Source organism: Bacillus sp. G402, from assembly GCF_051172515.1.
GTDB lineage: Bacteria > Bacillota > Bacilli > Bacillales > Bacillaceae > Bacillus > Bacillus altitudinis.
In genome coordinates this window covers 407525-429725 of sequence record NZ_JBPIZC010000001.1, presented here as the reverse complement: position 1 = coordinate 429725, position 22201 = coordinate 407525, and the positions used below count along the sequence as shown (strand labels likewise).

At 40.2% G+C, this 22201-nt stretch carries 23 protein-coding genes and 1 riboswitch; of the genes, 2 read left to right on the top strand and 21 right to left on the bottom strand.

Going from position 1 to position 22201, the window contains the following annotated elements:
- Positions 1–215: 215 nt before the first annotated feature.
- The 15 genes from cmk to ACSBQP_RS02275 form a co-directional block, all read right to left on the bottom strand.
- Positions 216–893 carry a (d)CMP kinase gene (gene cmk / locus ACSBQP_RS02345; protein ID WP_017359766.1) on the bottom strand — a complete coding sequence of 226 codons (678 nt, stop codon included), beginning with the start codon at positions 891–893 and terminating at the stop codon, positions 216–218.
- 71 nt (positions 894–964) lie between these two features.
- The gene (locus ACSBQP_RS02340) at positions 965–1147 is read right to left on the bottom strand and encodes a YpfB family protein (RefSeq protein ID WP_008344514.1); all 183 of its coding nucleotides are present in this window, start codon (positions 1145–1147) and stop codon (positions 965–967) included.
- 63 nt (positions 1148–1210) lie between these two features.
- Positions 1211–1858: a flagellar brake protein gene (locus ACSBQP_RS02335; RefSeq protein ID WP_435028154.1), complete on the bottom strand. Its 648-nt coding sequence runs from the start codon at positions 1856–1858 to the stop codon at positions 1211–1213.
- A 102-nt stretch (positions 1859–1960) separates the two neighbouring features.
- Positions 1961–3310, bottom strand: a complete 1350-nt coding sequence (gene ypeB, locus ACSBQP_RS02330) for a germination protein YpeB (protein ID WP_135226728.1) — start codon at positions 3308–3310, stop codon at positions 1961–1963.
- A 16-nt stretch (positions 3311–3326) separates the two neighbouring features.
- On the bottom strand, positions 3327–4178 hold the full coding sequence (gene sleB, locus ACSBQP_RS02325) for a spore cortex-lytic enzyme (protein ID WP_411801802.1): 852 nt from the start codon (positions 4176–4178) through the stop codon (positions 3327–3329).
- Between the two features lie 201 nt (positions 4179–4379).
- Positions 4380–5036 (bottom strand): glutamic-type intramembrane protease PrsW, encoded by a 657-nt coding sequence (prsW, locus tag ACSBQP_RS02320; protein WP_076822154.1) that lies wholly within the window; start codon positions 5034–5036, stop codon positions 4380–4382.
- Between the two features lie 155 nt (positions 5037–5191).
- Positions 5192–6163 (bottom strand): YpdA family putative bacillithiol disulfide reductase, encoded by a 972-nt coding sequence (locus tag ACSBQP_RS02315; RefSeq protein ID WP_024718498.1) that lies wholly within the window; start codon positions 6161–6163, stop codon positions 5192–5194.
- Positions 6164–6287: 124 nt separating this feature from the next.
- A complete protein-coding gene (locus ACSBQP_RS02310) occupies positions 6288–7562 on the bottom strand; it encodes a Glu/Leu/Phe/Val family dehydrogenase (protein ID WP_007500982.1) in 1275 nt (424 codons plus the stop codon).
- A gap of 196 nt (positions 7563–7758) precedes the next feature.
- Complete coding sequence (locus ACSBQP_RS02305; protein ID WP_007500984.1) at positions 7759–8337, bottom strand: genetic competence negative regulator; 579 nt, start codon at positions 8335–8337, stop codon at positions 7759–7761.
- Between the two features lie 164 nt (positions 8338–8501).
- Entirely contained in the window at positions 8502–9290 is a 789-nt protein-coding gene (locus ACSBQP_RS02300; protein WP_017367513.1) for a metallophosphoesterase, read from the bottom strand.
- Between the two features lie 87 nt (positions 9291–9377).
- Positions 9378–9830, bottom strand: a complete 453-nt coding sequence (locus ACSBQP_RS02295) for a DUF2663 family protein (protein ID WP_007500988.1) — start codon at positions 9828–9830, stop codon at positions 9378–9380.
- A 64-nt stretch (positions 9831–9894) separates the two neighbouring features.
- Positions 9895–10659 (bottom strand): LysM peptidoglycan-binding domain-containing protein, encoded by a 765-nt coding sequence (locus tag ACSBQP_RS02290; protein WP_019744027.1) that lies wholly within the window; start codon positions 10657–10659, stop codon positions 9895–9897.
- The gene (locus tag ACSBQP_RS02285) at positions 10604–11245 is read right to left on the bottom strand and encodes a CPBP family intramembrane glutamic endopeptidase (RefSeq protein ID WP_008344498.1); all 642 of its coding nucleotides are present in this window, start codon (positions 11243–11245) and stop codon (positions 10604–10606) included. The genes ACSBQP_RS02290 and ACSBQP_RS02285 overlap by 56 nt, the downstream gene beginning before the upstream one ends.
- The gene (locus ACSBQP_RS02280; RefSeq protein ID WP_435028152.1) at positions 11242–12750 is read right to left on the bottom strand and encodes a RecQ family ATP-dependent DNA helicase; all 1509 of its coding nucleotides are present in this window, start codon (positions 12748–12750) and stop codon (positions 11242–11244) included. The genes ACSBQP_RS02285 and ACSBQP_RS02280 overlap by 4 nt, the downstream gene beginning before the upstream one ends.
- Entirely contained in the window at positions 12743–13795 is a 1053-nt protein-coding gene (locus ACSBQP_RS02275) for a helix-turn-helix domain-containing protein (protein WP_435028151.1), read from the bottom strand. Before ACSBQP_RS02275 ends, ACSBQP_RS02280 begins: the two co-directional genes overlap by 8 nt.
- 268 nt (positions 13796–14063) lie before the next feature.
- On the opposite strand from ACSBQP_RS02275, the gene ACSBQP_RS02270 reads away from it, so the two are divergent.
- Complete coding sequence (locus ACSBQP_RS02270; protein WP_008344492.1) at positions 14064–14312, top strand: ferredoxin; 249 nt, start codon at positions 14064–14066, stop codon at positions 14310–14312.
- Between the two features lie 34 nt (positions 14313–14346).
- Here ACSBQP_RS02270 and ACSBQP_RS02265 read toward each other — a convergent pair whose 3' ends face one another.
- Positions 14347–14928, bottom strand: coding sequence for an ECF transporter S component (locus ACSBQP_RS02265; protein ID WP_008344490.1), 582 nt, complete (start codon positions 14926–14928; stop codon positions 14347–14349).
- Positions 14929–15077: 149 nt separating this feature from the next.
- Positions 15078–15210, bottom strand: a riboswitch (FMN riboswitch).
- A 287-nt stretch (positions 15211–15497) separates the two neighbouring features.
- On the opposite strand from ACSBQP_RS02265, the gene serA reads away from it, so the two are divergent.
- Positions 15498–17072, top strand: coding sequence for a phosphoglycerate dehydrogenase (gene serA / locus ACSBQP_RS02260; RefSeq protein ID WP_025207559.1), 1575 nt, complete (start codon positions 15498–15500; stop codon positions 17070–17072).
- Positions 17073–17104: 32 nt separating this feature from the next.
- Here the strand turns inward: serA and ACSBQP_RS02255 are convergent, their stop codons facing one another.
- From ACSBQP_RS02255 to ACSBQP_RS02235, 5 genes are all read right to left on the bottom strand, one after another.
- Positions 17105–17752 carry a peptidoglycan DD-metalloendopeptidase family protein gene (locus ACSBQP_RS02255; protein WP_025207560.1) on the bottom strand — a complete coding sequence of 216 codons (648 nt, stop codon included), beginning with the start codon at positions 17750–17752 and terminating at the stop codon, positions 17105–17107.
- A 100-nt stretch (positions 17753–17852) separates the two neighbouring features.
- Entirely contained in the window at positions 17853–18959 is a 1107-nt protein-coding gene (locus ACSBQP_RS02250) for a hypothetical protein (protein WP_017367519.1), read from the bottom strand.
- Positions 18919–19479 carry an RNA polymerase sigma factor SigX gene (sigX, locus tag ACSBQP_RS02245; RefSeq protein ID WP_007501006.1) on the bottom strand — a complete coding sequence of 187 codons (561 nt, stop codon included), beginning with the start codon at positions 19477–19479 and terminating at the stop codon, positions 18919–18921. Before sigX ends, ACSBQP_RS02250 begins: the two co-directional genes overlap by 41 nt.
- A 202-nt stretch (positions 19480–19681) precedes the next feature.
- On the bottom strand, positions 19682–21463 hold the full coding sequence (locus ACSBQP_RS02240) for an ATP-binding protein (protein ID WP_024718919.1): 1782 nt from the start codon (positions 21461–21463) through the stop codon (positions 19682–19684).
- Positions 21460–22182: a response regulator transcription factor gene (locus tag ACSBQP_RS02235; protein WP_003215596.1), complete on the bottom strand. Its 723-nt coding sequence runs from the start codon at positions 22180–22182 to the stop codon at positions 21460–21462. Before ACSBQP_RS02235 ends, ACSBQP_RS02240 begins: the two co-directional genes overlap by 4 nt.
- Positions 22183–22201 lie beyond the last annotated feature (19 nt).

The window sequence follows — 22201 nt, the reverse complement described above, 5'->3', positions numbered from 1 at the left end:
CCTCCTTGGTCCAAACCTACACAGCTTAGTTAAAACGACTGGGTGAATATGTGTCCTTAGCATGATGATTGCCAGCCGAATATGTATTATAGAAACATTCAAATCAACAGAATTGCTTGAATGATCAATAAAAATAGTATTAGTATAAACTTCTAATAAAAGACCTTGTTTGTCAAGAGATAAACCTCTAACTTATAAAAGTTTTCTAAAATTTCTTACTGTTTTTCTACACGCTCTGCTGCATCTAAAATTTTACCTGCAACCTCTTGAATAGAAAGGGAAGTCGTGTCAATTTCAATGGCATCATCTGCTTTCTTCAGCGGTGATACCTCCCGCTCAGAATCAAGCTTGTCACGTCTTGCAATCTCTTCGATCAGCTGATCGTAATTGACATCATAGCCTTTTTTCTGATTTTCTTCAAAACGACGTTTTGCTCTTTCCTCTACTGACGCAAGCAAGAAAATTTTCACTTCTGCATCTGGAAGAACATGCGTGCCAATGTCTCTTCCATCCATGACGACACCGCCTCGGTTCCCCAGCTCTTGCTGCCTGCGGACCATTTCTTCCCTAACAGCTCGATGCTTTGCAACAACAGAGACTTGATTGCTTACGCGGTCTGTTCTGATGTCTTCTGTGACATCGATCGTGTCTAAATGTACTTTTTGACCTTCGTCAGTTGACACAAGTTCAATGACTGTGTTTTTTAATAACGCATCAAGTGCCTGTTCGTCTTCAAGGTCTACGCCTTGATTGAGTGCTGCAAGTGTAATTGCGCGGTACATCGCACCTGTATCGATATAAATATATGATTTTTTCGCTGCGACAATTTTTGCCACAGTGCTTTTTCCTGCTGCAGCAGGACCGTCAATTGCGATAGATAATTTCTTTTTCATAATACCTCTCCTTGATTGAATCTCCCTTATGAATTGTAACACGATCACCGCTCAAACGGGTGAATTTTCTATCAATCCTTTTGCTTAAATGTCTCAATCCAATCTTCAATGCTCATGTTATTCACACCCTCGTATTGTACGACTTTTGACAAAAATAGTTCTCCTTTCGTCAAGTGAAGGGTGACCTGAACCGCCAAAAGCAGAATGAGCTGAATGAGCACTGCTTTGAATAGCCATCTTTCCATTGTTTTCATACAAAAAGCCTCCAACGCTAGATTCTTTCTCTCTAGTATGGAAGCTTTTGACAACCTTTATTCTTATACTTTTTTCACACGTGTTAGAAGCTGCTGCTGGAAGCAATACTTCATGATGTGCTGCTGGTGGTCGTTTGTGATTTCAGTAAATTCCATGATCGCTCTTGTTTTCCCCGTCTGTTCATCTTGATAAACACGATTCATTTCTGCAATCGCTTTAATTTTCACTGGTTCTTTAAGTGAAAGTTCAAACTCTGTGACGACCTCGCCATATTCTTTTAGTGAGACACTTTCTGGAACAGCAATTGCTACACCGCCAGCACTCATATTGACAATAAATGTGTCGAAGGTTTCTTCACCATTTTGCGTAATGGACGCTTTCACCATCGTATCCACTCGAAGATATTCTCTTCGTTGAAGCCGAATCATTTCTTCTTTTGGCGGAATCGAAACGACAATCATCGGGATATCTTCTTTTCTTTTCCCAATGACTTTGCTTGTACATTTGTATGGAATTTGATTTTCATCGAAAAAGAAGACGGTGATTTCTGTTTCTTGATTTAAATAGATCGTGCGCCCCGTTTCTTTATCAGCTGGATAATTAATGCAAATATCATCGTTATTATTTTCCAAAACTTTCGATTTTGCAGTTTTCACTTCTTTGTTCTCATTGACATACTCAATTGTGATTGCATCCCCTATTTGTAACATTCCTCATCACTCTTTTCATCTGTGAAATCGTATCCTCTCTTATATTAAACCATGTATAAAACAAAAGGAAAAGGCTTATTCGCCTTTTCCTCGCTTCCTTTTCTATAGGTCTTTATATATAGGTTCTGCATTTTTTAGTTTATCTACTCTTTCTTCTTTTCCAGTATCTGCATTAATGAACATTCGGTACGTGTCGTTTTTAATGGTTCCTAAAAACTCATAGCAGAGAACTTCCTCTGACATATCATTTTGAACAAGAGCTACATGTGTATCCTCGATCTTCACATGTTTATTTAAGGTCTTTTCAGCTTCTTTTTGAGAAATTTTTGGTGCTTTAAGGTCACGTTTTCTGTGATTCATTAAATAGTCTTTCGCTGAGAATCCCACAACCTCTCCATCATCTAAAGCGACTTTCATTCGAATGCTATCTGGATAAAGCAATACGTTATTCTGTAAAGGGACATAGGTAAATACGCCGATATTATCAAATTGCGCACTCTCATCTAAATGAAATGATTCAGTATCAAATCCATGCTTCTTTAAGAAACTTAGTGCTTTTTCTGAGGCATCATTTAAACTGATTTTTTGTTTTTTCACTTCACGGTTCTGAAGAAGATAGACAGGATGGCCGCCTTTTTCAGTCAAGTCTAAATAAAAGTTTGCCCGATTGTCTGGGTCAGACATTGATAGGCTGTAGACATCACGGTTCGTTTTACTCCCACTTTTTCTCACCTTAAAATCTTTGTTATGGTCAGGCGCAAATTGCTGGGCGATACGGATCGCTTCTTTTTTTGAAATCTTTTGCCCTTTTAAGTGATTGTAGCCTTGCGTTTCTGATTCAGTTGACACATTTGTAGGGCCAAGATCAACATCTGCAAACGCATCAGCATTTCTTTCAACGGTTTTTAATCCGTCAATGATGGTGTTGTCGTTTTTTCGATCTCCATCAGCCAGTGCCATTTCAACATCCATCCATTTTAAATTTTTGTTGAGTACGAGATGCTGCACTTGTCTAAGTTCGTTTTGAATATCTGCCGCTTGATCATATAAAGTGGTAATGGTTTTGTGTGTATCTTTGTTTAATGGTTCATCTGATAAAGATTTAAGTGACGATTTGTAGCTAAAGTCACCGACATTCGCTAGAAACTCTTCTGTTTTGTTAAAAGGCATCAATGTGAGCGGAAGCTGACTGACATTGTTATGCGCTTCTGATGACATTCTCCATACATCTGCCAGTGCTGGAGATATAGATGTTTGGCTATTCATCGCAAGTGTTGCGCCAAGTTTATCGTGCAGCTGATCGACTTGATACGTTAAATCATGGAAGGCTCTTTGATAGTTGTTCTCTGCATGAAGCAGTACTGCATCTTTTTCTTGATGCTCTTTATAGCCCCAGTATCCTGTTGAGATGACAGCAATTCCTAAAATAGCAATCAATATTCCTCTGATCATTTATTTACACCTCTTTTTATTCACAGAAAATATGTTTCCCGATTCGTTTAATTTGTGGTCTTCCCCAAATCCATGGGCTTGTCGCTGTATCAGGATTAAAGTAATAAACGGCGCTTTCAGATGGGTCCCAGCCATTAATGGCATCAAATACTGCCTTTTTAGCGGTTTCATTTGGCGCCATATAAAATTGTCCATCTGCTACAGCAGTAAACGCAAGCGGTTCAAAAATGACACCAGCAATCGTGTTTGGAAAGGTCGGGTTGTTTAAACGGTTTAAGATGACGGCTGCGATCGCTACCTGTCCTTCATAAGGTTCACCTCTCGCTTCACTATAAACAGCTTGTGAAAGAAGCTGAATGTCATTGCTTGAAAAACCACCTGGCATGTTGGCTGCTGTTTGTTTCGGCGTTTGATTTGCTTGACCATTTCCTGACTGGTTTCCAGACTTCCCAGACGAGCTGTTTCCTCCGCTTTGACTTTTTTGATTCTCTTTTGTACCTTGTGCTGTCTTTTTTTGCGTGTTTCTTTGCGCAGGAGCCTTTGTTTGCTGATCAAGAGGTTTCCCGCCGTAGTGCGTAAACTGATTCCCTTTTTGCAACTGCTGTTGCACAAACTCTTTATAGTATTTCGTCTTTTGAACTAATAGGCTTTTTGTTTTTTCCCCTACGAGTCCATCGACTTTCTTTACACCAAACTGGCTTTGAAAATTGCGCACGGCCCAGTAAGTTCCCCAGCCATACACCCCGTCTATTTTTCCATTGTAAAAACCATTGTATTGGAGCCTTGCCTGGAGCTCGACGACATCTTCTCCTGTAGCTCCCCGCTGAATCACTTGATTCGTGAAAGCTTCACTTTTTTCAGCTGTCATCAATGAAGACGCGAGCAGAACAATTGAGAAGATAAGGACGATTTGTTTCATGAAACGAGCTTTGTCCATATTTGATCCTCCTGTACTTTTGATGTTTGAATATATGTTTCTTCCGATCCCTATTTTTATACATTCATCACAGGAGGGAATTGGATGGAAAAGACAAAAAACGCCCTAAAGACGTATAGGACGTTTTCCAATTTAAATTTGTACCATCTTCACCGCACGGGCTTTTTTGGCTTTCCGCAGACCAAACCACCATAAAAAAATCATGAACGGCAACATAATATATCCCCAATTTTCCATGCCAAGAAGAATGAAATCATATAAGCCATGAAAAAGGATAGGAAGTATTAAAGAGAGAATCAGCCATTTTCGCTGCTCTTTTTTATCAGAGAAGCGAGCTTTACCTATATAAAATCCCATCACCACACCAAATAAAGCGTGGCTTGATACAGGCAGCAAGGCACGTGTAAACGCGTACTCTACCCCATGACCCACTAAGTACAGAATATTTTCAAGTGTCGCAAATCCAAGCGAGACACTTGTTCCATAGACAATCCCGTCATAATGTTCATCAAACTGTACGTGCGCATAGACACTGACCATTAAAATAAACCACTTTAATGATTCTTCTAAAAATCCCGATGTCACAAATGAAATCACGATAGGATTCGTAGCGATATTTTCCTCTTGGAGGACATACTGAATAAACATGGTTGGAAACACAAGTATGACACCTAGCATAAAAGATCTGATGACCATATGAACCGGCTCATTGTCGTATTGATCTTTCAAATAAAAATAACTTAAAAGTGCGATGCCGGGAGCTAAACCTGCTGAAATGATTGCGATCATAATCAGACCTCTTTCCCTACATTATCCTTTATTATCGTACCACGAATCACCCCTTTTTTATATGACTCGAGCCCATTTTCCCAAAAATAATCTTCTATATAATCCCAATTTACATAAAAAAGAACTGAATCCCTTAGAAGGACCCAGTTCTTTTTTTACCCGTTGATTCTTTTGTTGATTTCTTCTGCAATTAACCCACCATGAAATCTTCCATTTTCAATGAAAATTTCGTTGGCGTTGTTACCAGCTGCAATGACCCCTGCAATGAAAATACCTTCTACATTTGTTTCCATTGTTTGTTCATCAAATGCTGGGCGGCCTGATTCTGGATCGATTGTTACACCCATTTTTTCTAAAAATGAATGATCAGGATGATAACCTGTCATCGCAAACACATAATCACTTTTCACTCGATCCGTTTGGCCCTGCTGGTTTGTAAAGACAATATCCTGTTCTGTGATTTCCTTCACCTCTGCACCGAACTCCATTCGAATGGTTCCATTTCGAACAAGCGCTTCAAACTCTGGTAAAATCCAAGGTTTGATGCTGGATGAATATTCAGTTCCTCTATATAAAACCGTCACCCTGCTTCCGCATTTCACAAGTTCCAGGGCAGCATCAACACTAGAGTTCTTCCCGCCGATCACCGTCACATCTTTATCAAAGTAGGGGTGTCCTTCTTTAAAATAATGATACACATGAGGAAGGTCTTCCCCTTTCACATTCATATAGTTAGGATGATCATAGTAGCCAGTCGCAATCACAACATAGTCACATGTATAGTCGTCTTTTGATGTATTTACCGTAAAACGGCCATCTTTTTTCGTCACAGCGTTTACCTTTTCAAAAGCATTCACACGAAGGCTTTTTCGTCTGACCACCTCTCGGTAATAGGAAAGCGCCTGAATACGAACGGGTTTCCGATTTTCAGTGATAAAAGCGACGTCACCGATCTCAAGCTTTTCACTTGTACTGAAGAAGGTTTGGTGTGTAGGGTAATGATAAATACTGTTGACCACATTGCCCTTTTCAATCACAAGTGCATCAATCCCAATTTGCTTGAATGCAATGGCAGCTGATAGACCGCACGGGCCGCCTCCTATTATGATCGCTTTTTCTTGTTTCATTTGTTCCACTCCTGTCGTTTCACTGCAATAACAATTGCTGGGCTGTTTGATTCTTTGCATGATTCCATAAAAAAATCTCCTATTTAAGGATAGGAGATTTTAAGGCGCGATGCAAATAAGTCGCTTAAATCCAGCCTCTGAATCGAGAAGCTTCAGCCATTTTACGTACACCGACCATATATGCTGCTAGTCGCATATCAATACGGCGGTTTTGCGCCATTTCATAAATATTATTAAATGATTTCACCATCATATCTTCTAAACGAGTTTCTACTTCTTCTTCTGTCCAGTAGAACCCTTGGTTATTCTGAACCCATTCAAAGTAAGAAACAGTCACTCCACCCGCACTTGCAAGTACGTCTGGAACAAGCAGTACACCACGATCTGAAAGAATTTTTGTCCCTTCTAATGTCGTTGGTCCATTTGCTGCTTCTACGACAATTTTGGCTTTAATGTTCGCCGCATTATCTTCTGTAATTTGATTTTCAATGGCTGCAGGTACTAAGATATCACAATCTAGCTCAAGCAGCTCTTGGTTTGTAATTGTATCATTAAATAATTTAGTGACGGTTCCAAAGCTGTCACGTCGGTCAAGCAAGTAGTCAATATCGAGACCATCTTCATCATACAAACCGCCGTAAGCATCTGAAATTCCTACGATTTTCGCTCCGGCATCATACATAAATTTAGCCAAGTAACTTCCTGCATTTCCGAATCCCTGAACGACAACACGAGCCCCATTGATGTCAATTCCTTTTTTCTTCGCCGCTTCTTTGATACAGATCGTTACACCTTTTGCCGTTGCAGTATCACGTCCATGTGAGCCTCCAAGAACAATTGGTTTTCCTGTAATAAATCCTGGCGAGTTAAATTCATCAATTCTAGAATACTCATCCATCATCCATGCCATGATTTGAGAGTTTGTAAACACATCTGGTGCTGGAACATCTTTTGTTGGTCCAACGATTTGGCTAATTGCGCGAACATAGCCGCGGCTTAGTTTTTCAAGCTCCCTAAATGACATTTCTCTTGGATCACAGATAATACCGCCTTTTCCTCCGCCATAAGGAAGATCCACAATACCACATTTTAAACTCATCCAAATTGAAAGCGCTTTTACTTCTTTTTCAGTAACGTTCGGGTGGAATCGAATTCCGCCTTTTGTTGGACCGACAGCATCATTATGCTGCGCACGATAACCAGTGAAAATTTTCACCGATCCATCATCCATACGTACTGGAATTTTGACCGTTAATAGGCGAATTGGCTCCTTCAGCAATTCATACACTTCTTGCGGATAGCCCAATTTATCAAGCGCTTTATGTATGACGGTTTGAGTTGACTTTAAAACATCTAGCTTATCTTCTGCGTTATGAGCGGCGTTTTGATCGGCTGCCATTAAAATAAACCCCCTAGAAATCTTTCATGATCTACTGCTCCCTTTCAAGCAATAGTATACACCTTCGTACTGGTAAAGCAAAGGTAAAAAGCGTTTTTTATCAAAATAAAATATCAGCGTTTATAAATATAAAAATGGATATAAAAAAATACTGTTGTTTCATCACAACAGTATTAAATATAATAGAAAAAAGTGATTAAAAATACAGTTGAATCGTTTTCACTGCATCTTCCTGCATGATCACTTTTCCGTATTCTTTTAACCGGTGAATGGTTAATGTCGTCGGAGAACCGAACTCCGCTAAAATAGAAATGACTGTATCTGCAGACAGTTCTTCGAAATCATCTAGGCTGAGAAAATATTGACCTTCATAGTGGTAAACTGTACCCCCTAAAAGTCCAATACGACTTAAACTATGGGACAGTTGAATCACATCTTCAAACGAGGCAAATTGATAGAGCACATGCTTGCTCTCGTCGAGCTTGACTTGCATCTCAATGTAATCTTCATCAAACTCATCATCAGCATCTTCCTGCTGACTCTTTGTCACAATGACGACCATCCCCTGCGCCTGAAGAGAAAATACTTCAACAGCAATCGGTCCATTCGCTTCAAAACCGAGCTCCTGATTCGCTTCGTTCATCATGTCTTTAAACAGCTGATGAACTTTGAACGAATCTTTCCAAAGGTCTTCTTTCGTAAGACCTCGGTCTGTCAGATCATCTAGTGTGAGAAAAATTTTGATTTTATTATAATTCAGACGCTCTAGCCGCATAACGTTCCCTCCTGCCTCTTCTAACACACATCATACTGTAGTATATGAGATGATGAGTCATAGGTTCTTAATTTTGTATTCAGTTTACACTGTGTCAAGACGGAAGACAAGCATGAAGCTATGCTTACGGTGACTTTTATGGAAAATATTGATGGGGCATCAACTTAGCGCGTTTTTAGCGGCATTAAATAGATCAGATGGGTTTCTGGTTCTGCTCCAAGACGCATCGGAATCTTTGTTGTTCCGTAACCATTACTAATCAGAAAGAAAGCACCTTTGACTTGGCCTGTTCTTCCTTTTTCATACGGACCAAATTTCCCAATACGAATTTGACCCCCATGGGTATGACCGCTCAAAACAAGATCAATTCCCTCTTCTTCACTCATCAAATGATGCACATCTGGGTTGTGTGATAAAAGGATATTCACGTCTTCTTTGACAAACTCCGGCCGTATCGCTTCATAATCTGCTTTTTCAAGCCGGATATCATCGATTCCGCCTATTTTAATGGGCTGTCCTTCAAAATTCCACACAGCCGTCTCATTTTGCAATGTCGTCACCTGATAGGTATGGAGGATGTCTTTGAGTTTTTGCTGATGCAGCTCATGGTCGTTATTCCCCCACACAAAATACACCGGGGCAATCCTTGCTAAACGTTTCACATTTTCTTCAACTCTAGCATAAGGGACTCCCTTTTCAGCTAAGTCCCCGCCGATCATAATGACATCAGGCTGCTGCTCTTTTACTTCCGCTAATAAAGTATCACTAATTAGACGGCGATGGGTATCAGAAATAAAGAAAATGACTGCAGGTCGATCTGACTGAAGTCCTTCTATTGTAAAGTAATGCTTTTTGATGTTGTTTTGTTTTGCCGTTTTCACCATTTTCGCTGTTACACACACACCTGTTGTCACAGCCGCTATGGCAGCAGTAAATCCGATGGCATATTTCATTATGAATGACTCCCTTGTATCAGCTTTCTTTTATAAGACGCTTGAATGAAAAAAGACGTTTCAACTGTTTAAACGTCTTTTGCTCATTTATTTACTTTCATAATAGAGATTGATATCATATTGCGTCTGCATGAAGTGGAAAACGGCCTCGCGCTCTTTCCATTGATTTGATTGAGGCCATAAATCTGTGCTTTTCTGTATAATTTCACATCTGAGCTTATGATATTCATCCTCAGCCTTTTCTTCTTTTTTCTTATAATAATACGATGCGTAAAAAGCAAACACTTCAGCCATGATCCAAAACAGAAACACCTCATGGCCAAGCAATGTGGCAATCATCGCTTCCGGCTGCAGGGAGCCCCCGCTATTAGCTGTTATCACAAAATAAAACAGAAGAATCGCAAGTGATAAAAGGGCTGTCCATTGCCACCTTTTGCATTGTTTTGCAAACCCCTCGTATTTGCGCTTCCTTTTGATCAATGTTTCAATCATTTTCTGTGTCGGCTGATCCATATAGCGGCTGATTGCGTGCAATGTCATCACATACACCCTTGTCCCTTTTTTCTACATATGTATGTGCTTTTCGATTCATTCATGTCAAATATTAATTTTCTAATGGGATATTCAATACTTGTCCGCTGTACACGCTATTTCCTTTTAAATGATTGTAAGCTCGAATTTTCTCTTCCCCTGATCGGTTTTGATAATACTTCATGGAAATTCGATACAAGTTTTCCTCTGGTCCAACAGTATGCTGCACGACACGAACAGGCTTTTCTTCCTGCTTCTTCTTCTCTTCTGCTTCTTTTCGCTTTTTCTCTTCTTGCTGTTTTTGAAGAGCGAGCTGCTGCTGCTCACGCTTTTTTGCAGCTTCGGCCTTTTCACGCTCAGCCTTCTCTTTAGCGGCTTGTTCTTTTTTCTTTTGCTCTGCTTTTTCTTTTGAACGCTGCTTTTCTTTATCAGCATCTTTCTTTTTCTTCTCGTCATCAGATGCATCCGCTTTGTCAGCGCTTGAATCATTTTTTGTTTCAACAAGTGCTGACGGGACTGGATCTGTGTCAGCACTCGATGTTTTATCAATATATACACCTTGATTGTTATTATCGTTAATTTCCTTTGATGTGTAATAAATCAACAGGAAGAAAACCGTGACGACAATAATAGGAAAGATAATAGCCAGTGTCGTAAACAATGGATTACGCACCTTTTTGGTTCGCTGCTTTTTATATTCATGAAAATCTTCTCGTGTAGGAAAGTGAGAGTCATCTGAAGGATGCACTTTTTCTTCTTCAAGATTTTCCTCTACATCATCATCATGGATGTTTGTCAGCTGCTGCTTTTTTCTCTTCATTCTCGACATTTCTTCCATGTTCATCCCTCCCCCAATATTTAAAACGAATTTGACATGCAAAGACTAAGTCAATGACAAAGTGTGTCATGACAGGAACGAATAAATTCCCTGTCCACTCGTATAAAAGTCCTAAAAAAATACTAATAGAAACCACAAGGATAAACAAGAGTATTTTTGACAAGTAGCGAAAGTGAAGAAGTGCAAACACAATGCTTGCAATCTCCAGTCCAAATTGCTGCTGAACGATCCCGCGAAATAAAATTTCTTCTGAAAAGGCAATGAGCAGCGTTAACCAAACAATATGCGGGATGCTGCGGTTTTTGAACATTTTTTCATTTAATCCGCCATCATCATACATATGAGCCGGAAACACCTTCATGACAATAGCGTCGACAATAATCACAAGCAAAGCGCCGCCAATTCCATAAGTCAGGATACGCATATCTCGGATCTGCCATAGGGCTGTAAAATCAGTCCAATGATCAAACATAAACATCCCTAGTAAAAAAGAGACAATCAGCATGAGCAGCTGTGTAAAATACAACTGTTCTACTACTTGTCGATCGGTTAATTTTTCAATAATACGGCGATGTTGTTCAATCAATGCTGCGCCTCTTTTGTCAGATGAAATAGACGATCCAGCTCGGTCTTCCAGTGTTTCATTTCATTCAGCTCCAATGGTTGATCTTTTTTTTCGTAATCAGACAGGTCAAGTCCGCATGAAGAACAGCAGTTCCCAAAGGAAGCGTCCTCCGTTAGATCAAGCTGCTCATCAAAGTATGATAACAAAGATTGCCTAAAGCAGCGATGGCCAGTGATATGCTCTTTAAACTGCCACACTTTTTTTAGCTTTTCTGTTTGTCTATCCTGCAGCTTTTCTTTCAGCTTCTTCATGAGCAAACGGGGCTGTTCAGTTTGGTACATCGTGTAATAATGCGAGAGCATTCGCGCGCGCGTCTCCTGAAGCCCTGCTTCCATCAATTGTTCACGAAATTTCTTTTCATCATTGATCGGCATTTGTGATAATCGGGCTAAGAAAAAATCAATTTCTGGATCATCAAAACCTTCTGCTTGAATCAAATGACTTTGAATATCCGCATCCTCTTCTGTATATAAAAGAACGCTCACACTATTTTTCCCGTCCCGTCCAGCTCTTCCAATTTCCTGCATAAATGCTTCAATTGATTGAGGCGGACTCATATGAATCACAAAGCGTATATTTGCTTTATCAATTCCCATTCCAAAAGCACTTGTACAGCAAATGAGATCAATTTGACCACTGATAAATTGCTGCTGGATCAGCATGCGGTCTCCTGACTCCATTCCACCATGATAAAACTCTACACGTTGATTCGTTTTTTGTTTCACCAAACGTGAAATATCTTCTGTCATTTGCCGGGTCGGACAATAAATCAGCCCAGGCCCTTGAAGGGTTTCCACAAGCTCCAGTGCTCGTTTCTCTTTTGCTTCTTTCGTTTCATGTGCCTCTTTTAATAGTGCAATATTCGGCCGGTTGACTGAATGAATATGAACTTCTGGATGCTCTAGCCGCAATGTTTGCACAGTATCTTTTAAGGTTTGTTTCGTCGCAGTTGCCGTTAGTGCTAAGGCGACAGGATTGCCGAGCGCTTCTCTCCATTCTCCAAGCTTGGAGTATTCCGGGCGGAAATCATGTCCCCATTCCGATATACAGTGAGCTTCATCTACAACGAATAGACCCACATGCATCGCTTTGAGCTGCTCTACCAATACCTCTGACATAAGCGCTTCAGGTGCGACAAATAAAAATTTATATGATGGCAAATGCCGAATAATATGTCTTCTTTCCTGAAAGGACAGTGTACTGTTAAGCGCAGCCACTCGCTTTTCACCGCGCATTTTCATGCGTTCTACTTGATCTTCCATGAGTGATAAAAGAGGTGAAATGATCAGCACTAACCCGTCTGTCAAATAGCCCGGAATTTGATAACAAAGGGACTTCCCGCCACCAGTAGGAAGCATGGCAACCGTATCTTTTTGTTGAAGTACACTTCGAATAATGTCCTCCTGACCTGTTTTGAAGGCATCATAACCAAAATATCGCATCAGCGTCTGATGAAGCTTATCCATTTGCTTTCACCATCCTTGTCAATGCCAATCGTATTTGAAAATAAGTAAATGAATGCTCGAGACTTTCTTTGATCAGCTTCATCTTGTTGGTTTGGAGCTCACCAGCTACCTCATGTATCGCCTTTTGAGCTTCACTGCTGACATATGGTTCGATCGAGAAGCTCGGCTCATGTATCGAGAGCTCCACAATATGATCTTCGATTGTCGCTTTTTTTAATGAACGAATATGAGCAATTTGATCAATACTGAACCCTTTTTGTACAAGCTCAAGCGTTTTATGGGTAGAGGTGGTCAGCACACGTTTGAATTGAAGATCATCTATCATGCGCTGGATGATCGGTGCCTCACCTTTTTGCGCACATTGAATAAAATAATGGAGCACATTCCAAAAAAGCAAGTAAACATACCATACATCTTCTTTCATCCATTCCGCCATTTGCTGGTACGTACGTCCGATTCTTTCATTTGAAGTCAATGAATAAACAAAAAGCAGTGCCTCTTGATCAGTTAAATGAGCAAGAAGTGTTTCAAGCTCATGATGGATATCTTCAGAAAGCTTTTTCTTCTGGTGATATTGCGAGAAAAAGGATTTCGTCCAGCTTTGAACCGATACATCTCTTTGAATCGGTGCATATTGTTGTGACCCCGCTGCATGATGTGAAAGGACTTGCACAAGTAAAGACAGCCTCATCCATAACACCTTTGCTTTATCATGATACTTGGCACCATCAAAGTAAATTGGCATCGGTTTTTCAGTGAAACACTGCCTGAGCATACTTATTCCTGCATCTGTGGCGATGAATGTATCCCCTGTCTTTCTGATGAAGTGCTGCTCTTTTAGCCTTTGCACAGAGCGGTTCAGCTGATCCCTCGTAAAAGCTGGATAGCAGCCGAAGTAGCTAGAGAGCTGAAACAAACTTGCATCCTGTATCGTTTGAGATGATTTTTTTCCTTTAAAAAGATGGTAGACAGCACTAATGGAGCGTTCGCCGTTCAATTTATGTACGCTGTCCATCAACATGACATCCAAGTAATGAATCGTCATTGACCAAAGCACCTGTCTTCCTGACAAAATTCGAATATTTTCTCCCTTTATTTTAACAGATTTCATTGAAGAAGAAATGTTTAAACTCAATTAATGGGGGAAAGTTATGAACAAACCCTTATGTGATAAGCATTCTCAATCACTTTACAGTTGAAATGTGAATTTAAAATCATTACAATAAGGTTTGAGGAAATTGGTTTTTTATCGGTGAAACTAAAAAGGTTAAACCATTTGTTCCATCGAACAATCTGGGAGGTATTTTTTTAACATGGCAAAATATACAATTGTAGACAAAGACACATGTATTGCTTGCGGCGCATGCGGTGCAGCTGCTCCAGACATTTATGATTATGATGATGAAGGCATTGCATTTGTCACGCTTGATGACAATCAGGGGACTGTAGAAGTTCCAGAAGTACTTGAAGAAGATATGCTTGATGCATTTGAAGGTTGCCCAACTGACTCAATCAAAGTTGCGGACGAAACTTTCGATGGTGATCCACTTAAGCATGAATAGGATAAAAGCCCCTTTAAAAGGGGCTTTTTTTATATTAACTATTTTGAAGTCGGCGTTTATTTTCAAACCATGGACGCATTTTGACAAAAATGAAACTAAAGACGATGGTGATGATGATTCCTTTAATCAGGTTAAAAGGCAAGATCCCTGCTGTAATGGTTGCCTTTAGCACATGATCTGACAGGACGGGTGCATTCAAAAACCATGTATAAGCAGGAAGGAACAAGAAATAGTTTAAGATGCTCATCATGACTGTCATGAGTAATGTTCCGAGAATCATGGACCACGCTAACCCTCTTGCTGATTTAATCTTTTTAAAAATAAAAGCCACCGGTAAGATGAATAGTACACCTGCTGTAAAATTCGCTACTTGATCCACAGGAACACCGGACATGCTACCATGAATGAGGTAGTGCAGTAGATTCTTTAAAGCTTCAACAGCAATCCCAGCACCTGGCCCATAAATTAAAATCGCAATAATCGCAGGAATGTCACTAAAATCAATTTTTAAATACCCAGGAAGCCCAGGGAAAGGGAAATTCAATAACATTAATACAAATGCGATACTGCTAAGCATGCTGATGACAACTAAACGTTTTACTTTACTTTGATTCAATATTCTCTCTCCTTTTCGATCAAATCTTTCGAAAAGAGGATTGTTCAATTTTAGCCACAAAAAAACCGCTCTGAATACATACACAGGAGCGGGAAATTTAGGCTACACAAATAAACGTATAAACAGACATGTTTTCAACGTTTACGAACCTCCATCTTCTCCCATCCAGACTATACTGTCGGCTTCGGAATCACACCGAATCCTGCCAAAAAAGGCTCGCGGGCTTAGAGACTATGCCTCATCACCGCCGGTAGGGAATTACACCCTGCCCCGAAGATTGATCATTATTCAATTCGACATCATTATATATGATATATGAGCATTTGTACAGATAAAAATCCTGAGCAAATTCATCAGTTTTAAGAAATCGTAAAAAACCTAAAATTTATAATGACAAATGCGTAAAAATTGGTTATCTTTTGTTTAAAGGTGTCCATTCTTGATCAAGACACTAAAAAATGTTCGTGTTTTCTTTTTCGCTTTACTGCTTTAATTTGATTGACACAGTGAAAAGGAATATGGTAAATTATCAGATATTTATGACGTTTATTTTAGGAGGAAATCTTACGATGTTTCGAGTATTAGTCTCAGATAAGATGAGCAATGATGGTCTTTTACCACTATTAGAATCAGATTTTGTTGAAATTGTTCAAAAAAATGTAACAGAAGCAGAAGATGAATTACACACGTTTGATGCCTTACTTGTCAGAAGTGCCACAAAAGTGACAAAAGAACTTTATGAAAAAATGACTTCATTAAAAATTGTTGGCCGTGCCGGTGTGGGAGTCGACAACATTGACATTGATGAAGCGACAAAACACGGTGTGATTGTCATCAATGCACCAAATGGGAATACGATTTCAACGGCAGAGCATACGTTTGCGATGATCTCATCTCTCATGCGTCATATTCCTCAAGCCAATATTTCTGTGAAATCAAAAGAATGGAACAGAGGCGCATATGTCGGTGCTGAGCTTTACGGAAAATCTCTTGGGATTGTTGGCTTAGGCAGAATTGGAAGTGAAATCGCCCAGCGTGCAAGAGCATTTGGCATGACGGTCAACGTATTTGACCCTTTCCTCACAAAAGAACGTGCCGAAAAAATTGGTGTTAATGCAAAATCACTTGATGAAGTGCTTAAAGTATCAGATATTATTACGGTACATACACCTTTAACAAAAGAAACTAGAGGACTTCTCAATAAAGAAACAATCGCAAAAACGAAAAAAGGTGTTCGTCTAGTGAACTGTGCACGCGGCGGCATCATTGACGAACGAGACCTTCTTGAAGCACTTGAAAATGGTCATGTCGCAGGGGCTGCACTCGATGTATTTGAAGTAGAACCACCTACTGAGAATCCACTTGTGGATCATCCAAACGTCATTGCCACTCCGCATCTTGGTGCATCTACAAAAGAAGCACAATTAAATGTGGCGGCACAAGTCTCTGAAGAAGTTCTTCAATTTGCAAAAGGACTCCCGGTTATGTCATCTATTAATCTACCAGCGATGACAAAAGACGAGTTCAAAAAAATCCAGCCTTATCATCAATTTGCGGGAAAACTTGGACGTCTTGTTTCTCAATCGATGAGAGAACCTGTAAAAGAAGTCAGCATTTCATATGAAGGATCTATCGCAAAACTCGAAACATCATTTATTACAAAAAGTCTGCTTTCTGGCTTTTTGAAAGAGCGTGTCGATTCGACTGTAAATGAAGTCAATGCAGGTATGGTGGCAAAAGAACGTGGCATTAGCTTTAGCGAGAAAATTTCTTCAAGCGAATCTGGCTATGAGAACAGCATTTCCATTGAAGTCAAAGGTGACCTTTCCACCTTTACATTAAAAGCAACGTATATCCCGCATCTAGGTGAACGTGTCGTTTCTATTAATGGTTTCAATATTGACTTTTACCCAGATGGACACCTTGTCTATATTCAGCATACTGACGCACCTGGTGTGATCGGTCAAGTTGGAAAGATTTTAGGCGACCACGATGTGAACATTGCGACAATGCAAGTAGGCCGTAAAGAAAAAGGCGGCGAAGCCATCATGATGCTTTCTTTTGACAAGCACCTTGAAGATGAAATTGTCCAAACGTTAACTGAAGTAAGCGATATTCTTTCTGTACGTCTGATTGACCTATAAAAAATGGTAAACCTCATGCAAAAGCATGAGGTTTATTTTGTTGAAACGATTAAACGTTCACCTGTACGTATGAAATGCGTTGTCAGTGCATTGATTTTCTTTAATTGATCAACGGTCATTTGATGTGCTTTAGCAATGGACCAGAGCGTGTCCCCTTGTTGTATGACATATGTATGTTTCTCATATCCATCTACATGAAGGGCTGGCTCTTGGAAACGATCTCTTGCAATGATTGTGAGCGGATCTACTGCATCTTCTTTACTAACTGACCAATTGCCCCTGTGCACCTCAAAATGCAAATGAGTGCCCCTAGAGGCGCCTGTGTTGCCTATGATGCCGATCGGCTGCCCTGTTTGTACATGGTCACCATTCTTCACAAAACGCGCATTTAAATGCGCATAGACGGTTTCATATCCATTTGGATGCCGAATAAATACAACTTCTCCATATGTAGCAGATACATAGGAACGAGTAACCACACCTTCGCTAGCAGCCAAAATGGATTCTCCTTCTGGTGCAGCAATGTCTAACCCCTTATGCGAACCACCTCTTGTCCCAAACAAATCAGTGACTTCACCTTTGATTGGTTCCACCCACTCGGTTGTTTTCTCTGCATGGGCAAACGGTGATAAGGTCAAGAACAAGAAACAGCTAGCACATATGTAGCAATACCTTTTCATCAGTGACTTCCCTTCTTTGAAGTTCTTTTCATGACAGCTTAGTATACCTCAAGGAAGCCCTTTTCTATACATGAAAAAAGAACGCAATAAGTTGCGTCCTTTAGCGTTCTTTGATAACAACTGGGTTTGGCAGTGCCGGTACCTCTAGCGGTTCTTTTAATTCATATGGGCCTACTTGATCTGTTCCTGCATTTTGTATCGTGACATCTGTAAAACCGAAATCTTTCGCTGTGAGCAGCAGTCCTTCAATAAGTAAAATATGATCAATTGAGTCCGTTAATTGTGCTGATGCTCCAAACGTGATGGTTGCATGTTTTCCTTTTGATGTCACCTTTTGAATAGGCTCTTCTTTAATGAGTGGATCGAGTCCTGCATCATTCGCCCGCTTCATCGCCTCTACCGCATCTTTATAAGAAGGATAATCATCTTTTGACGGCACCAAAAATGTCCCGCTCTTATTTTCTAAAACGTAGTAAGCGTGCTTTGTTTGTTTATTAATTGAAATGGTACCAAGACGGCCATTCGTCCCTAATTGAAGGTGCGAGCCATTGACAGACTTGACCTGTACTTGTTTATATTGGCTCCATTTTAACGTTTCTTTGACCATGTCTTTAAAACGGTTGGCTTCTTTTAATGTATCAAGAGACAAATCATTTTTCAGCTGAAAAATCAGTGTGTCTCCTTTTTCACTCACATCCACCATATCCATATAGGCTTGAAGAGGTTTTGTCATTTCAGGCAGCTCCAGTTTTTCATATGTATCAAGAAGCGCCTGCACATCGTCATGCTTATTTTCTTTTTGAATACTGATTGGGACAACTTGAGAAGTCGATTCATCTATGTATGAAATCGTCATATACTTTTCTTTGTCAGATGCATAAGCAACATGTGAAGGATCATTTGTGTTTTTTACCGCCTCTAATGTAGCATTCACCTGTCCTTTTTCAGCACTCGAGTCCATTTTCACTTTCTTTATATCTTGAGCAGCCGGCTGAAATAAATGAGGAGAAATCAAAAACGCCATAAATAAGACCACAACGGTTGCGACCGCTGGACCGATCCATCTGGCACTTTTCTTTTTCTTCCCGCTTGCCATCAGCATTTGCTGGTAAATCTGCTTAGATGAACGGTTGTCCTCCACCTTTGGAAGCTGACTGAGTAATACTTTAATTCGTTCTTCGCTCCAATTGGACCTGTTCGTTTTCATTCACTAGCTCCTCCTTCAAAAGCTCCATATGTTTTCGGAGCACTTTCAGGCCTCGGTGCTGCGTTGTTTTGACTTTGCTTTCCGAGAACTTTAGCGCCTTGGCCGTCTCCATGATTGAGTAGCCTTGGATAAACCTTAAAATGATGACGGCTCGTTGATCAATGGTGCAATGATCAAGTGCGGCATAAATTTCTTTGATATTTTCATCCTGTACAGCCAATTCATCTGGGAGCAGGTCTGGATCTTTTACATCCTGTTTATCCCAATCAAACGTGCCGAGCACCCGTTGTCTGATGGTTTGCTGTTTGCGAAACCAGTCAATTGCCACATGCCTTGCAATTGAAAACAGCCATGTTTTCTCGCTGCTTCTTCCTTCAAAAGTTTTATATGAGTGAAGTACCCGAATGTAAACCTCCTGCACGAGATCCTCTGCCTGATTTTTATCTTTTACCATATAAAATAAAAATTGGTACAAATCTTGATGGTACGAATCATATATTTTTTGAAAGGTTTCATGCATAGGAAACCCCTCCGTTCACTTATTTTTGTCGAGTGACTCTCACAAAACGTTACATTACAACTTTATGACAAATATATTACAAGATCGACAATTTGGAAAGGGCTTTTTGTTTAACTTCTCCTTAAAAATATGAAAATAGAAAAAACACTTCATTTTCTTTCGAAAAGAAGTGTTTCTCATGTAACAAGATTCTTCGTCAAGATTAGACGAGTTCCTGCTTTTTTTTCGGAATATAGAAAGTGAAGTGAGTACCTGTTCCAGCCTTACTATGTGCATGAATGGAGCCTTGATGCGCTTCTACGATGTTCTTCACAATCGCAAGGCCCAGCCCCGTACCGGAACGTCCTCTTGTTCTTGCTTTATCTGCTTTATAGAACCGTTCAAAAATAAACGGGAGATCCTCTTCAGGAATGCCGCTTCCCGAATCTTTCACATCCATCTTGAGCCCATTTTCCACCGATTGAACTGAGAAGTGAACTTCTCCGCCTTCTGGTGTATGACGAATGGCATTATCGATGAGATTTGTAAAAACCTGTTCTATTTTATCTGGATCAAATACAAAATACGGTTCTTCTACTTGAATTTCATACGTCAGGTTGATTTGTTTTTCTTTCGCAATTCCAAGGAATTTACGGTAGATTTTTTCAGTCAGCTCTTCTGTATCAGTTGATTCAAGATTCAGTGTAATATGACCAGCTTCCATACGTGCGAGATCGAGAAGATCATTCACAAGACGACCCATTCGAAGTGATTCATCATAGATAATTTGGGCAATCTCTTTCTTTTCCTCTTCTGATCCGGCAATGTCATCGACAATCGCTTCACTATAGCCCTGAAGCATAGCAATAGGTGTACGGAGTTCATGACTGACATTTGCAATGAAGTCTTTTCTTAGCTTATCCAGTCTTCTCTCTTCTGTCATATCGCGAAGTACCGCTACCGCCCCTCTGACATCTTGCTGGTTATAAAGCGGAGACATGAGAAGAACCCAAGTACGCCCTTGCAGCGTGACTTCGATCATTTGCTCTTTTTCCGTACTGACGGCAGTATGAAACAATTCACGCGCTTCCGGCGGCAGTTCATCCCCATCTTTGATCTTCATATTTTGCTCGTAATACCAAGCCTGCAAGAATCTTTCTGCAGGAGGGTTTGTCATGAGGATCGTCCCATCAATATTGATCGTGATGACACCGTCTGCCATACTGCTGAGAATGTTGGACAAATGTTCTTTTTCTTGATTTAAAGCAGTTATATGAAATTTAAGCTGCTTACCCATTTGATTAAAGGCGATCGCCAGTTCCCCAATTTCGTCTTGGGTTAAAATAGGAATCTTTGTATCAAATTTCCCTTTCGCCAAATCTTGTGCTCCCTCCCTCATCTTTCTAAGAGGATAGGTGACACGAGTGGATAAGAAGAAAGCGAAAATCGTGGTGAGCACAATCGCAATTCCGGCTGCGAGGAAGATATAACGCGTCGTATGTTTTGTCGTCTGCTCTACAGCGAGGAGGGATTGAGAAAGAAAGACCATCCCTTTCTTTCCGTTCGCCTCGTAAGGAACACCTACTACAATGCGTTCATCCTTCTGATTGCCTGTATCAGATTCAGCTCGTTTACTGATTTTTTTTCGTTCTGTCAGTGCCCTGTTCAAATCTTTGTCTGCTTCAATTTGTTCTTTTGTGATCGCAGGAAGCTTCCCGCCTTTTTCAGACGAATACCATTCTAGTCCATCCTCTTGAACAATCGCGATACTTGTCAATTTATCAGCTAGTTCTGATGTAATCGATCTTGCAAGCGATTGATCCTCATGGCTTTCTAAAATGACTGCTACTTTGTTGGCCATTTGTGTTAAATCAGACTTTGCTTCTTCCACATGGTAATTCTCAATGAACTCTAAAAGAAGCACAGTTAAAATCGATAAAACAATGAGCACGAGGAAAAGAATGGTTAACCATAGCTTTCCTACGACACTTTTCCACAGCTTCATTCAGCGCCGACCTCAAATTTGTACCCGACACCCCATACTGTCACGATTTTTTTCGCTGCTTCTGGTGACACTTTATTTAGTTTTTCGCGAAGCCTTTTGACGTGAGTATCCACTGTTCTCAGATCCCCAAAGAATTCATACTGCCACACTTCTTTGAGAAGCTTTTCCCTGTCATAGACCTTATCCGGCGTTTTTGCCAAGAAATACAAAAGTTCGTATTCTTTCGGCGTGAGGCTGACTTCTTTTCCATCTGCTGTGACCCGGTGTGCATCATGATCAATGGATAGATGAGAAAACACAAGAACATCTTTTGTGGTTGTTCCAGTATTGAGATATGACGTTTGAGACGATCTTCTTAACAGTGCTTTCACACGAAGAACCACTTCACGCGGACTGAAAGGTTTGACGATATAATCATCCGTTCCTGCCTCAAAACCTTGCACACGGTTGGCTTCCTCACCTTTTGCTGTCAGCATAATAATTGGTGTGGCTTTTTTATCTCGGATTTGATTACACACTTCGATCCCATCTGTCCCAGGCATCATTAAATCAAGCAAAATGAGGTCATAATCGGTTTGAAGTCCTTTTTGAATGGCTTCATCCCCATTTTCTGCTTCATCAATTTCATAATTTTCCCGTTCTAAATACATTTTTAAAAGGCGACGAATTCTTGCCTCATCATCGACGACTAATATTTTCGTTTGAGTTGTGTGTTCCATTAGACAATCCTCCTGCTTT